We start from the raw sequence: 15,051 nt of genomic DNA on the forward strand, positions 1-15,051 counted from the left end.
GAGGAAATGTTGAAGTTCGGTAAAACATTGCTCGTGGGATTAAGTATGGCGGTAGGGATAGGCTTGGTTTCAGGGATTGAATGGTCCTCATCTGCTGCCGCAGCAGGTACGGATTACTATGTAGCGACAAACGGAAATGACTCCAATGCGGGAACGAGCAGCGCGCCATGGAAGACGCTTCAGCACGCAGCGGATGCTGTTCCTGCAGGCAGTACAGTGCATGTTCGTGGCGGTGTGTACAACCAGAAGCTGAAGATCACCCGCTCAGGCTCCGCTTCACAGGGGCCGATTGTATTCACTAACGATGGCACGGAGACTCCGATTATTGACGGCACAGGACTTTCTGTTAGCGGGATTGAAGGGTTGATTGACCTGACCGATGTGAATTACGTTACCCTTCAAGGGTTTGAAATTCGCAATTATACTACAGCTACTAAGGACGTCATGCCCGTAGGCATTTATGTTCACGGATCAGGAAGCTTTATCAATTTGTCCGGTAACAAAGTCCATGATATCAAAAACACGGCCACCCCAACCGGCAGTGATCTGCTTGGCCGTGACGCACATGGGATCGCCGTATACGGCACAAAGGCACCTGAATCCATTCACGATATTACGATTAATGGTAATGAACTGTACAATCTTGTGCTCGGCTCCAGCGAATCGCTGGTTCTCAACGGTAACGTGGACACCTTCTCGGTGACTAATAATGTTATTCACGATAACGACAACATCGGCATTGATCTCATCGGTTTTGAGGGTAAAGCGCCGAATACGGCTTACGATCAGGTACGGAACGGACTCGTGAAGGGCAACAGAGTCTACAATATCTCTTCCAATAATAATCCTTCGTATGGAAAGTCACTTCCGAATAACAGTAATGCGGCCGATGGCATTTATGTCGATGGTGGCAAGGATAGTATTATTGAACAGAACTACAGCTACAACAATGATATCGGTATCGAGATTGCGTCCGAGCATGCCGGTAAATCTACCAGCAATATTACAGTTCGCAGCAACGCAGTCTACAACAACCGACTCACCGGCATCGCGATGGGCGGGTACGATACCAAACGCGGCTCCACAGTAAACTGTAAGATCGTTAACAATACCGTATACAAAAATGACACGCTTGGCGATGGCAGCGGCCAGCTTTACGTTCAATACGATACACAAAATAACGTAATTAAGAACAACATTTTCGTAGCCAGCTCTACAGATGTATTGATTTACAATGAATACACCAAGAATTCCGGAAACGTTGTGGATTATAATCTTTATTTCGCCCCTGCCGGTAGCAATGGAGCCAACTGGACTTGGAAAAATAAAGATTACACAGGATTCTCCGCTTATAAAACGGGAACTGGCAATGACGCGCATTCCTTGTTCATTGATCCCAAATTTGTGAATGCTTCAGGATACGATTTCCATCTTCAATCTACATCTCCAGCGATTGATGCCGGGAACACGGACAATGCAATTATTGGAACACTGGACATTGAGGGGAAACCAAGAGTACAGGGAGCTGCTGTGAATATCGGCGCTTACGAATGAGACTTATAATCTAATGGGAAGATTCTTCCCTAAGACAAACTGACAAGGGTAGCTGAGTGATCAGCTGCCTTTGTTTATTTTATTTTAAGAGTAATAATCCTCTTTAAATAGCTGTACCTGTATTAGACCTTACGTAAACTCATATTTAGGTAGGGAGCGGCATTTCCATTTCGAGCCAAGGATAGTAAAATCGGTTATAGCATGATTAATGCTAAGGTTAATTCACAACTGTAGCAAAGAAAGGAGGGTATGGAATGAAACTCGATTCCCTAAAGCACTGCAGGGTCATATATTGGAGCTTAATCTTAGTGCTAGTTTTGTCTGCATGTTCCCAATCAGAGCAAAGTGAGAATCCGCCACCTCCACAGCCTGCTCAACCTTTACAACAGCCCGTTGAATACAAGCCGAACCCAAATGAACCCACATGGAAGCTTGATAATATGCCTGTGGATTTGACCTGGTTTGTGGGCGCGAACTGGTATGGTCACACATGGGGTGAGAGCATGACCTCCAAGGTTGTAACAGAGAAAACAGGCGTCAACATCAAATTCGAAGTGCCATCCGGCGAAGCCAGCGAACAAATTGCGCTCATGATGACTTCCGGTAAGCTGCCGGATTTGATGACAATAGGCTCGTGGGAAAGTGCAATTAATAAGTTGTGGGAAGGCGATCAGGTATATGCTTTAAATGAACTGGCGGAGAAATATGATCCCTACTTTTTCAAGGTCGCGGGGGACGGTGCATTGAAGTGGTATCGTCAGGAAAACGGCAATACATATGGCATTCCAAATGATTCATACAGCCCCAGCCTGATGCAGGCCACCGGTTTGACGGCTGCGAACCAAACCTTTTTGGTGCGAAAAGATCTGTATGAGGCTATGGGAAGACCGGATTTAAGCAATCCGGAAGGCTTCTTAAACGCTTTGCAACTATTGAAAGATCAGTATTCTGTGTATAAAGGTCAGCTCATCAGTCCTTTCTTTGCTCAGGGGAATGTCTCTTACGGGATGACCGAGTACCTGCAAAACCTGCTGGCTATTCCGCATGAAAAGGACGGCAAATTTAACGATCGTATGACCGACCCGGACTATATCACCTGGCTGAAAACTTTCCGCACAGCATATGAGCGAGGCTTGATTAATGTGGATTTTATGGTGGACTCGAATGCTCAGGTAGAGGAAAAAACCAGTAATGCTCGTTATTTTATGATGATTCGCGAGTGGACTGGCATGGCGGCTATCAATCCGATATTGGCCGCGGGTGCATATCCGAATTCGTACTACATCGCTGTGGATGGACCGCAAAACAGCCACGGTGATTCCGCCAGACTGTTCCCTGGCAACATGGACGGCTGGATGGTTACGATGATTAGCAAATCCACCAAAAACCCTGAACGAGCCATCCGCTTCTTGACCTATCTGGCCAGTGAAGAAGGCCAAAGGGATATATTTCTGGGCAAAGAAGGCGAAACATGGGCGATGGGAAATGGCAAGCCGTATTTGAATACGGAAATGGTCCTATTGCTTGACACAGATAGAGAGAGGCTGGAAAAGGAATACGGTATCATGGATACCTACTGGATGCTGCGCAACCCTGCCTTCGTTAACCAGTGGAGACCAGAAAAGGCGCCATCCGTTAAGCAAATGGAGGAGTTCGCGAACAAACAGGCCGATATGGACAGCGGTATCTATAAGGGAATAGATCCTGTAGGAGATTCCGATATAGCCTTATCCTGGTCGCGTATTTCTCAGAATTGGGAAGAAGTTCTGCCTGAACTGATTACCGCCAAAGATGAAGCTGCTTTTGATAAAATTTTCGAAAATTTCTTGGCCCGCCGTGTGAATTACGGTTTTAATCAGGTGATGGAATACCGTCAGATCGAGCTGGAGGCGAGAAAAGCCAAGATGGCTGAATAATATACCCCAACATCCTCGCTCTCTATCAGCTAACTTGTAATATATGGTATAACAAAGGTGGTGAGGGTTTCAGAATGAATTACCTACTGACTAGATTGAGGAAACTTTACCGCAATGCCCCTATATCCCAAAAGCTGTTTCTGGCGTTTAGCCTGATGATTGCCATACCCGTTATTTTAGTATCCTTTTTATATATTCGCATGCAGGAAACCCAGCTATACAAGGACGCTATGGCAGCAGGCAACAGCCACGTTTCGTGGCTAAACGAACAATTGCGCAGCAGAATGGACATCATTGATAACGCTTCCAACACTGCACTCACTCAAAAGTCATTTGTGGATTTTATACATTCCAATATGCTTGTGGATGGACTGCGACTGGTGAAATTTAAGCAAAACCAATTTGAGCAAATGCAAAACATCATTCAAAGTAATGCGATGATCAGTGAGTTCAGCTTTTACGTGGATAACCCGAACTTGTATGAAATCTGGCCTGAAATCTATCATTATCAGAAATTTTGGCCGCAGGATTACTGGGCAAAGCTTCGGGATGAAGGTGGTGCGGCTTACCGCTTATTTTCTTTTAAGGATGGTGAACATACGCTATCATACTACCGGCTGGTTCGCCTTCAGGGTCAGGAGAAAAAACGACCTAGTATTATGGAAATTCGCGTTCCGCACAGTATGTTTTTCAGCGACCTGCTCCAGGAGAGCAAGGGAGACTTCTTTTCTGTTTTGATGAACGAAAGCGATCCTCCCCAATATGTTTATAATCCCCAGCATGAATTTTCTCGAAAAGCCGGAGAAGGACTGGACGAAATCCTTGGCGGTATTCATCGCCAGTTGGATGTACTGCCACATGAAAGTCCAGTTAAGATTAAGGTAGGAGATCAGAGCTACTATGCACTGTACCGTTACATCGCTCCGTTAAACACTTATGTGGTCGATATTGCCTCCCATCAGGCATTGATGAAGGGGCCACGCAGCTGGTACGCATTTGTGGTAACGATTACATTATGTGTACTGCTGCTCATCATGCTGCTCGTATCACATACAACTCGGCGCATTTTCCGTCGGCTGGACAGCGTACTGGCTTCAATGCGTCAGGTTCGGAAGGGTGAACTGGATGCAACGATTGATACCGGCCTTGATGAGAACGAAAGAGGGGATGAGATCGATGAAGTGGCTGTGAGCTACAACAAAATGTTACATGAGGTCAAACGTCTGATGACACAGGTCGTGGATAAACAATTGATCGCCAAAAACGCACAGCTGCATTCACTGCATTCGCAGATCAACTCTCATTTTTTGTATAACGCACTGGAATCTATTCGAATGCTCGCGGAGGTTCAACGGCAACCTGCTATTGCGAATTCATTGGTATCATTAGGTTCGCAACTTCGCTACAGCATGCAGTGGCGCAGCGATACGGTTGCGCTTCGCGAGGAACTTGCCAACATTCAAAGTTACGTTCAATTTATTAATTTAATGGAAGGCGGCAGCATCATATTGACGGCAGATCTTCCGCAGGAGGTGCTCCACTATGCGATTCCTAAAATGTGCATGCAGCCTATCGTTGAAAATGCAGTGCATCACGCTGCACCTTCAGGCGGGAGTGTGTGTATTCAGATCACTGTTTCAGTGGAGAATGACCGCTTGCTCATTAACATACGAGATGATGGAGAGGGGTTAGACCCGGAGATGTTAGTTCGACTGCAAGCGGCACTGCGGGGAGACTCTGATTCGCCGATTGTTACCAGCAAGAACGGACTTGGTTTGGAAAATGTGAATAAGCGGCTGCAGCTTCATTTTGGCGAGGATTGCGGTCTTTGGATTGATAGTGTTCAGGGCGCTTATACCTGTGTAACGATACGTTTGCCTTGGGAAAATGTAAATCTTGGAGGGTGGTAGGACGTGATCAATATTCTGGTTGTGGACGATCAAAAGCACATACGTGACGGTCTGCAGGCGATGCTGCATCAATTTCCTCTGGAGCTGAACAACATTTACTGTGCCGCAAGCGGGATTGAGGCGCTAATCCTTTTGCGCCAGCATAACATTCACATCGTTATTACCGATATTATGATGCCGGACATGGACGGGCTGGCACTGATGGCACAGACCAAAGAGGAGCGCATCGAAGTGGAATACCTCATTATTAGCGGTTATAGTGATTTTACATATGCTCAAAGAGCCATTGAACTTGGGGCAAAGGGATACTTGTTAAAACCTCTGAAGCGAGAGGATCTGCAAACTTCACTAGAGCATGTATGGCAAGAAATCCAGACACGTCAGGCTCTTACCCACAACATGCAGCATGTCTCCCGTCTCGCCCGAGAGACAGATCGTAAAGAATTACGAATGTTTATGCAGGGAGCGTTAAACAATGAGGCCTGGATCCTCCAAATCCAGGAACAAAATCCTGCAATATGGCACAATTATCGCTTATGTTTGCTGCGAGAGAAATGTTGGATCAACCAGCCGGGTGCCAGCAGCGTCCATAGCATGGAAGCTATTGCCTATGGTGTGTTCGGTAGACAAGGTTGCATTTGCCTGCAACACAGCCCGTATCTGATCCTCGCAGTGAATGCCGCTTTAGATCCGGATGCTTTGCCGGCGTCGCTCAAGGAAGGAATGATCGATGCTATAACCGTTATGACTGACCCGCAGCAAGGATTAAAGATGTTGCCCGGCAGCTATACACAAGTACATGAGCTATACCACCATAGTTACTTGTTTCCAGATCAATATATCATCCTGCCAGCACATATTGAGCATATGGAGCAGCAGTGGCAACTTCCCTATGAAGAGCTATATGAACTGTTCCAGTCTGTTGGGACCGACGATAGTGGTAGAATCGCTCAGGGCCTTTCCGCAATATTTCACAAAAATGTGCTGCAACGCTATCATATTCGCTATACCCAACAGCTCTGCGGCGCCACAGTGCAGATGATGGAGGAATACGAGCGAGTTATTCGTCCCTACATGGGTGAAGAAGCGCTGGATCTTGAATCTTTGCGTAATCTCTTTGATTATCCGGGGATGCGCGATTATATTCAAGCGCTGCAACAGCAGCTGCTTCGACTGAATCAGTTCTATTTTGAATATAAGCACAGTTATCGCAATTCTCAGGATTTAAATGAAGCCATCCGTTTTATACACGAGAGCTATCATAAGCCGCTGGACCTCGCGATGGTATCCAATCATGTGTCGCTTAATTACGCCTATTTCTCAAATCTGTTCAAGAAGAACATTGGCAAAGGTTTTGCCGAATACCTGAGAGATGTACGTATGGATAAAGCGCGGCGTCTCCTAGCCGAAACCGACCATAAGATTGTTGAAGTGGCTGCTATGGTAGGCTATGAAAGCTACAAAAGCTTTACGCGAGCGTTCCGCCTTGTGATGGAAATTCAACCCACAGAGTATCGACAAATGATGCGCCAAAAGGTAGAACGTGAAGTACAATACCACAGTACAAATATATAAATTGAATCAAAACCCAAAAAAATGGGATATAACAAAAATAATTGTACCTTTTCAGCAGATTAACCTATTCGATAGAATAAAGATATTCCCCAATGTAAGCGATTACCTTTATACGCATAGATTGGGAGAAACTATTATCCTATCAAAGGAGGGCAATTATGAAACCATCTCACTTTACGGAGAAACGGTTTATGAAAAAGGTACTTGGTTTGTTCTTAGTGGTTGTGATGCTGGCTAGTGTTGGCGTGTTGCCAACTTCAAAAGTTCAAGCAGCTGGAACGACAGTTACCTCAATGGAGTACTTCTCACCAGCAGATGGACCTGTTATTTCAAAATCAGGGGTTGGCAAAGCCAGCTACGGATTTGTTATGCCTAAGTTCAATGGGGGCTCCGCTACGTGGAACGATGTTTACAGTGACGTGGGTGTCAATGTGAAAGTGGGTAACAACTGGGTTGATATTGATCAAGCCGGAGGTTATATCTATAACCAAAACTGGGGGCACTGGAGCGATGGCGGTTTCAATGGCTATTGGTTCACACTTTCCGCAACAACCGAAATTCAACTGTACTCCAAAGCGAATGGTGTTAAGCTTGAATATCAACTTGTATTCCAAAACATTAACAAAACAACCATAACAGCGATGAATCCGACACAAGGGCCGCAAATTACAGCAAGTTTCACAGGCGGTGCAGGCTTTACATATCCAACGTTCAACAATGATTCTGCGGTAACCTATGAAGCAGTAGCGGATGATTTGAAGGTGTATGTAAAACCTGTAAACAGCAGCTCATGGATTGATATTGACAATAATGCAGCCAGCGGCTGGATTTATGATCACAACTTCGGCCAATTCACTGACGGTGGAGGAGGTTACTGGTTTAACGTAACGGAATCGATCAACGTCAAATTGGAATCAAAGACTTCTTCGGCTAACCTTGTTTATACAATTACGTTTAATGAACCTACAAGAAATTCATATGTCATTACGCCATACGAAGGAACAACCTTCACAGCAGATGCGAATGGTTCCATTGGAATCCCGCTTCCCAAAATTGATGGGGGTGCGCCAATCGCCAAAGAACTGGGCAATTTCGTATACCAGATTAACATCAATGGGCAATGGGTGGATTTGAGTAACTCCAGTCAGAGCAAGTTTGCATACTCGGCTAATGGCTACAACAATATGTCTGATGCCAACCAGTGGGGGTACTGGGCCGATTATATCTATGGTCTTTGGTTCCAGCCAATCCAGGAAAATATGCAAATCCGTATCGGATATCCGCTGAACGGACAGGCGGGTGGAAATATTGGCAACAATTTCGTCAACTATACCTTCATCGGTAATCCAAATGCTCCGCGTCCGGATGTATCCGATCAAGAGGATATCGCGATCGGAACACCAACCGATCCGGCTATCGCGGGCATGAATCTCATCTGGCAGGATGAATTTAACGGAACTACGCTGGATACAAGTAAATGGAACTATGAAACAGGATATTATCTCAATAACGATCCTGCTACCTGGGGATGGGGAAATGCAGAACTGCAGCACTACACAAACAGCACCCAAAATGTATTTGTACAGGACGGAAAGCTGAATATCAAGGCTATGAATGATAGCAAATCTTTCCCGCAGGATCCGAATCGGTATGCACAGTATTCCTCCGGTAAGATTAACACCAAGGATAAACTTTCCTTGAAGTACGGCAGAGTAGATTTTCGTGCCAAGCTTCCTACTGGTGATGGCGTTTGGCCAGCACTGTGGATGCTTCCAAAAGATTCTGTATACGGCACATGGGCTGCATCAGGTGAAATCGATGTTATGGAAGCGAGAGGACGTCTTCCAGGGTCTGTAAGCGGTACCATACACTTTGGTGGACAATGGCCCGTGAACCAGTCTTCGGGTGGCGATTATCACTTCCCAGAAGGGCAAACTTTTGCCAATGATTATCATGTATACTCCGTAGTCTGGGAAGAAGACAACATTAAATGGTATGTAGACGGTAAGTTTTTCTATAAAGTCACTAACCAGCAGTGGTATTCCACAGCTGCACCGAATAATCCGAATGCTCCTTTCGATGAGCCGTTCTACCTCATTATGAACTTGGCAGTCGGCGGAAACTTCGACGGAGGCCGTACTCCGAACGCGTCCGATATCCCGGCAACTATGCAAGTGGATTATGTACGTGTGTATAAAGAACAGTAATAAAACAGCTTTTTCCGCGATTGGGGTCGTGTCGAGGCCATTCACCATAGTTATGGGTGATGAGGCAAGTTGAACGGAGAAGAAAAGACAGGGAAGACCAACAACAAAAATGTTGTTGGTCTTTGTCGTTTGAGAAGGTAGCCGGTTAGTCTCAAGCGAAATTTCTCTTCTCTACAATAATGAAGCAGCCTTCGTTCAACAATTGAACGAAGGCTGCTTGGAGTTTTATATCATGCCTATTTATTGTGTATTTCCATGAAAATGCTTTTAATGACGGGAAGCTGCTTGTGCCGAAGGGCGTGATACCACAGGAGCTTCTTCACGAACTGCCGCTTGTGCCGATGGACGTGCTACTAAAGCTGCATCTTCACGAACTGCCGCTTGAGCTGATGGGCGTGCTACTACAGGAGATTCTTCACGAACTGTGGCTTGTGCTGCCGAACGTGTTACCTCAGGAGCTTCTTCACGGGCTACCGCTTGAGCTGAAGGACGTGTTACCCTAGCTGCTTCCTCGCGAGCTGCCGCTTGAGCTGATGGGCGTGTTACTACTGGAACTTCTTCACGAGCTGTCACTTGAGCTGATGGACGTGTTACTGCAGGAGCTTCTTCACGGACAGCCGTTTGCTGCGATGGACGCGTTACCGTGGAAGCTTCTTCACTTGCAACCACCCTCGGAGTATTGCTGGAAGCCCAAGCCGTTGTCACTGTACTGATTGCAGCAACGAAGAATAGCGTCGATATCGCTATAACCAAGGTTTTCTTGTTCACATTCTTTACGTTAAGCATAAAAGTTAATCTCCTTTTTAGTTGTTTACCGTCCCCGGATAAAGAGGAGCAGAATTGTATAGGTAGATTCCTTGATCCTGCCACTACGTTCAGGATGGTTTCCCCATATCGTTTACGATCCGCAAGGGACATTCCCTTTACGACTTCTTCATCGCAGGACAGTTCACTCCACGTATGAATATCTTTGGAAAGCATATGGACCAATGGATTGAACCAATGCAATGCACGGGCTACTAATATGAGTGCCTTGATCCATAGATCTTTCCTTTTCAGGTGGATCAGTTCATGATGGAACACCATACCCATATCCACGTTTGCAGAATTCTTCATAGGCAGATAAATAGTAGGTTTCCTCAACCCAATTAGAAAAGGACTGCGAATTAGAGCGCTGCAAGCAAGCCGAACCTCGCTCTTGAGACCCAGATTCTCCTTGATTACAGGGAGCAGCATAGCAACTTCGCTGGTCTTCGGAACGATGGTTCGCGTAAGTTTTAATGTCTTGAGAAACCTGAGATAACTATATGTTTGCCATGCTGCAAAAGCTATGGCCCCGATTACCCATAAGCATATTAAAGCGAGAGCTACGTTTGTTGAAATGGTCTGTACCTGGATGGCAGGAGCCGGATTGAATGGTCCAGGTAACACTTGTTGAACATTTAAGGGTAACTCGTTTACTGTAGTACTGGATGTGAACAACGAAAAAATCCAATTAAAGACCAGAAAGATGGGCAATAGATACAAAACTAAAGCCATTTTCCCAATTCCAAAACGCCATTTTGCAGGAATGACTTGAAAGGGAGCAAGGCGCAAAGACAGAATGAAAGCGACAACGACACTTCCGGCAACAGTCAGCGTAGACAGTAATACAAGAATGGTATTCATAGACTACACCTACTTTTCTGAAAACCATTGTCTCAGCTCTGCAATGTCTTGATCAGAAAGCTTGTCGCCATCATACAAAGCTGAAATCAAATTTTTTACAGAGCCTTGATATAATCCATCCAGGACTTGTTGTGCCTCCAATAGCTTGTAGTCTTCGGGCGAAATACGAGGGACATACTTGTTGGTACGTCCATCCCTTGTAGCTGTAAGAGCCCCTTTGTCTACTAGCCGAGAGAGAAAGGTGGAGATCGTTTGCGCCTTCCAAGCTTTACCCCTTTGGGAAAACATGTTCAGCAGTTCGGTGGAGGTGACAGGTGGATCACACTCCCAGATCACTTCCATCAGCTCCATTTCAGTATCCGATAATTTTTGAAGATGGTTCACGGTGAACACTCCTTAACTTCGTTATGCGTCCATATCGAAGGTTATTACTACACTACGTAGTAGATATAAATTACTACAACGTGTAGTAGATAGTCAAGTGTTGAATGGATTTTGCGGAACCAGAGTCAGGTTTGTACTAGCTATATAAGTTCAACTAATGATTATTTACACTGACACTCCGATGACAGAACAACCTTCCGATCGCTGTTATCCCCAGATTTTTTTGATTCCTTTTTGAAACGGGGAAATCCGGGGATAGCATATGCTTCCGATGTAGCTTTCTTTCAGAAAGCTTTTAGGCGAACGCTTCGCTTCTTCAGGTTATTTCTGTCCTCTCCGTTCTTGTGTAAATGTTTAGTTGAAAATATATAGTAAGCTCAATCTTTGATTTATTATAATGCAAAGACGAATGTCTGGAGTATATACTTAGTCTTAAATCCTGAAATCACTATAGGGAGGAACTACATGAATTTGTTTCATATACAATCTACACTGCAAGAGACCGACTGGACCGCGTCGTTCCTGGAGAATAACTTTATCGGCATTGGTTGGCCTGCGACAGGAGATTTGGAGCACGAGCCTGCAGAAGAATGGACAGAGCAATTAGTTCAACGCTACAGGATAGGAAAGACGGAACTTAGTGATGTCCTAGATACGCTCCATACTTTTGTCTACGTTATGCAGGATGGGGACTATGTCTTGATAGACGATGAAGAATGGGCATATGTTGGGGATTTGGGCGATTATTTTTACGATGATTCCAACGGAACCGGAGAGGAATACATATGCCACCGACGAGGAGTTACCTGGCTGGGACGCATCCCCTTAGCAGAGTTAAATGACAAAGTACTTGCACTTGTAAGTCATTACTCAATTATTGCGAAATTCGAACATCCAATTTCGCAGGCTCAATTGGAGCCCTGGGTTATGATCACCTCTGTAACGCCTGAAGGAGCTAATCATTCTTCAGTTAGAGTAGATGAAGGCACTATTCAAGAAGCGCTCAATGTTCTAAAAAAGGCATTGCAGAGCGAAGAAGAGGATCTGCGAATCCGTGCAGCGGCGGCTATTTTACATTATGCAAAAAAGGGATAAGAGGAGCGACAAAGGACAATATGTATATGAGGTGAATAATAGTTAGTGTTGACCAGACGCCAAATGGTGTCATAATATTTAAGCGACACTACATGGTAGGGAATGAAATTAACGGCTTTTTCTTGGCAATCATATGTAGGAGATAATCATTTTAGAAAATACAATAATATGACTAGCATGATGAAGGATGGTCCCTGATGACAACTAATAAAACAAATCCCAAAGTTGATGAATATTTAAAGAAAGCAAAGAAGTGGAAGGAAGAATCGGAGAAGCTAAGAGAGATCGTTCTTTCCTGCGGCCTGACCGAAGACTTTAAGTGGATGCATCCTTGTTACACGTTGGAGAATAAAAACGTCGTTATCATTCATGGATTCAAGGAATATTGTGCGCTTCTTTTCCACAAAGGAGCTCTGTTAAAGGATGAGCAGGGTATTCTAATCCAACAAACAGAAAATGTACAAGCAGCTCGCCAGATCCGGTTCACCAATCTTCAACAAATTGTTGACATGGAAACTATCCTGAAAGAGTATATTGTTGAAGCCATTGAGGTTGAAAAGGCCGGATTAAAAGTGGCACTCAAAAAGAATACAGAATATGATGTTCCAGAAGAGTTTCAAACTAAACTGGATGAAAATCTTGCTTTGAAAACGGCATTTGAAGCACTGACGCCTGGACGTCAACGAGCTTACCTTTTTTATTTTTCGCAACCCAAGCAATCCAAAACCCGCGTGTCCAGGATTGAGAAATCTACGCAGCAGATTCTGGGTGGAAAAGGGTTAAATGATTAAGCCGATAATGTAACCGGGAAGCAGTCTATATTAAAATTAATTTATATACGTTGAAACACTCGCATTGGTGGGTGTTTTTTGTTTTGTCATTTGTCGAATATGAAATCATCTTGTCAAATGTACTATTGCATGATATCGTTGATAACGATTATCAATATCATTTGAAAAAGGTGGGTTTATTTTGCTGAAACGAAGAAACTCGATCTGGCTTTTGTCTGCTCTCATTATATTGCTTGTACTGAGTGCATGCGGTCAGTCCGCAACATCAAGCAATACAATGGAGACCACAAACACAACCGGAGCTGCGGACACGGAATCATCAACCAACTCAACTTCTGTGTCTGATTCCGATACAACTACAGGTGCCGAAGGAGAGACTGTTACATATCAATCGGATGCAGGTGAAGTGGAAGTACCTGTGGATCCGAAGCGGATTATTGATCTGACCGCATTTTCAACAGGCTACTTTGTTGCACTCGATGCCCCAGTCGTCGGTGCAACATCAGGTGCAATAAACAACAAGTACATCAAGGATCAGCTCAAAAGTGAGGGGACAACAGATCTGGGAGAGCTGCCAACAGCCGAGCAACTGATCAGCTTAAAGCCTGATCTGATCATCGCATACACGGGTATGGAGGGTCTCGACAAGTTGTCGCAGATTGCACCAGTGGTACAGTTACAATATGGTAAGCGCAACTTCAAGGATCTCATGTTGGAGATGGGTAAACTGACCAATAGAGAAGCCGAAGCAAAAGACTGGATCACACAATGGGAAGCGAAAATTAATGAGCTGAAGCCAAAAGTACTTGCAGCTGTGGGAGATCGTACAGTCTCCATTTTGAATCCATACGCCAAAGGATTATTTGTATTTGGTCATAATTACGGTCGTGGTGGTGAAATACTCTATGACGAATTTGGTCTCAAGGCACCAAAAAGGGCCCAGACAGAGGCACTTGATAGTGGCACAGGCTGGGCCTCAATCTCGATGGAAGTGTTACCGGAATATGCAGGCGACATCATCTTCACCAGCCCATGGTCGGGAGATACAACCGATCCGAAGATTGTTTATGATAATACAGTGTGGAAAAATCTAACTGCAGTCAAAGAGGGCTATGTTTTCCAGCTTGATCCGACCTCCGATACATACAACGACCCTGTATCGCTTGAAGGTCAACTGAAGTTTATCTCGGACAGCCTGCTTTCGGTGAAGTAGTCCTTGGGTGAATGTTTGAAGAGGTCCGTGCATTCTAGCACGGACCTCTTTATTTGGCGATCTTAAGTCGCAGTCGCTGCCCCTAACCCTGACATAGTCTTTTAACTATCGTACTCCGTTGTCGTAGTAAAACCACATTAGCTTAGTAGTAAGGTTATTACATATTGGTCATATAAAATAGTTAATGCCCTTTTATCAATTTGCTTTTTAGAATAAGGCCCTTTGGTGAATCTGGACCAAAGGGGTTTTCAATTTCATTTTCATGATAATATAAGATGAAGTATGCGAAATAAATCTGGGTTAGGAGAAGATAACATGGACGTTTTTGCAGAATATCTAGCACGAATTGATAACCTGGGACATCGGGATCGTACGGAAGAAATTCTAGAGTGGATTATCAAGAAGTACCCAAATTTAGTACCAAAAATAGCGTGGAATCAGCCCATGTTTACCGATCATGGCACATTTATTATTGGATTTAGTGTATCCAAACATCATTTGGCTGTGGCGCCTGAAAAGGCAGGGATTAATCAATTTTCCGATGAAATTGTGAAGGCCGGTTATGAGCACACCAAGGAGTTGGTGCGTATCCGGTGGGATGGACCGGTTGATTTTTCATTACTGGAAAGAATGATTGATTTCAACATCACGGAGAAGGCAGACTGTTCAACCTTTTGGCGGAAATAGGCATGGCGGATACCCAATAACAAAAGACCTCGCTCTCACATACAACGGTGA

At 44.7% G+C, this 15,051-nt stretch carries 11 protein-coding genes; 9 read left to right on the forward strand and 2 right to left on the reverse strand.

Going from position 1 to position 15,051, the window contains the following annotated elements; all coding sequences use genetic code 11:
• Positions 1–6: 6 nt before the first annotated feature.
• The 5 genes from AC3ITG_RS15620 to AC3ITG_RS15640 all read left to right on the forward strand — a co-directional run bounded on the left by AC3ITG_RS15620 (position 7) and on the right by AC3ITG_RS15640 (position 9,162).
• Positions 7–1,554, forward strand: a complete 1,548-nt coding sequence (locus AC3ITG_RS15620) for a right-handed parallel beta-helix repeat-containing protein (RefSeq protein WP_489254302.1) — start codon at positions 7–9, stop codon at positions 1,552–1,554.
• A 440-nt stretch (positions 1,555–1,994) separates the two neighbouring features.
• Complete coding sequence (locus AC3ITG_RS15625; RefSeq protein ID WP_489254303.1) at positions 1,995–3,470, forward strand: extracellular solute-binding protein; 1,476 nt, start codon at positions 1,995–1,997, stop codon at positions 3,468–3,470.
• 74 nt (positions 3,471–3,544) lie between these two features.
• A complete protein-coding gene (locus tag AC3ITG_RS15630; RefSeq protein ID WP_489254304.1) occupies positions 3,545–5,380 on the forward strand; it encodes a sensor histidine kinase in 1,836 nt (611 codons plus the stop codon).
• Positions 5,381–5,383: 3 nt separating this feature from the next.
• On the forward strand, positions 5,384–6,955 hold the full coding sequence (locus tag AC3ITG_RS15635) for a response regulator (protein ID WP_489254305.1): 1,572 nt from the start codon (positions 5,384–5,386) through the stop codon (positions 6,953–6,955).
• Between the two features lie 158 nt (positions 6,956–7,113).
• Positions 7,114–9,162 carry a glycoside hydrolase family 16 protein gene (locus tag AC3ITG_RS15640; RefSeq protein ID WP_489254306.1) on the forward strand — a complete coding sequence of 683 codons (2,049 nt, stop codon included), beginning with the start codon at positions 7,114–7,116 and terminating at the stop codon, positions 9,160–9,162.
• 267 nt (positions 9,163–9,429) lie between these two features.
• On the opposite strand, the gene AC3ITG_RS15645 is transcribed toward AC3ITG_RS15640, so the two are convergent.
• On the reverse strand, positions 9,430–10,830 hold the full coding sequence (locus AC3ITG_RS15645) for a M56 family metallopeptidase (protein ID WP_489254307.1): 1,401 nt from the start codon (positions 10,828–10,830) through the stop codon (positions 9,430–9,432).
• 9 nt (positions 10,831–10,839) lie between these two features.
• Entirely contained in the window at positions 10,840–11,214 is a 375-nt protein-coding gene (locus AC3ITG_RS15650) for a BlaI/MecI/CopY family transcriptional regulator (RefSeq protein ID WP_489254308.1), read from the reverse strand.
• A 465-nt stretch (positions 11,215–11,679) separates the two neighbouring features.
• On the opposite strand from AC3ITG_RS15650, the gene AC3ITG_RS15655 reads away from it, so the two are divergent.
• The 4 genes from AC3ITG_RS15655 (at position 11,680) to AC3ITG_RS15670 (ending at position 15,000) form a co-directional block, all read left to right on the forward strand.
• Positions 11,680–12,309, forward strand: coding sequence for a hypothetical protein (locus AC3ITG_RS15655; RefSeq protein WP_489254309.1), 630 nt, complete (start codon positions 11,680–11,682; stop codon positions 12,307–12,309).
• A gap of 197 nt (positions 12,310–12,506) precedes the next feature.
• Positions 12,507–13,100, forward strand: a complete 594-nt coding sequence (locus AC3ITG_RS15660; protein WP_489254310.1) for a YdeI/OmpD-associated family protein — start codon at positions 12,507–12,509, stop codon at positions 13,098–13,100.
• Between the two features lie 181 nt (positions 13,101–13,281).
• Positions 13,282–14,313 carry an ABC transporter substrate-binding protein gene (locus tag AC3ITG_RS15665; protein ID WP_489254311.1) on the forward strand — a complete coding sequence of 344 codons (1,032 nt, stop codon included), beginning with the start codon at positions 13,282–13,284 and terminating at the stop codon, positions 14,311–14,313.
• A 315-nt stretch (positions 14,314–14,628) separates the two neighbouring features.
• A complete protein-coding gene (locus tag AC3ITG_RS15670; protein WP_489254312.1) occupies positions 14,629–15,000 on the forward strand; it encodes an iron chaperone in 372 nt (123 codons plus the stop codon).
• The last annotated feature ends 51 nt before the right edge of the window (positions 15,001–15,051 follow it).

The sequence above is a fragment of the Paenibacillus sp. GL_099_B genome (genome assembly GCF_057835695.1).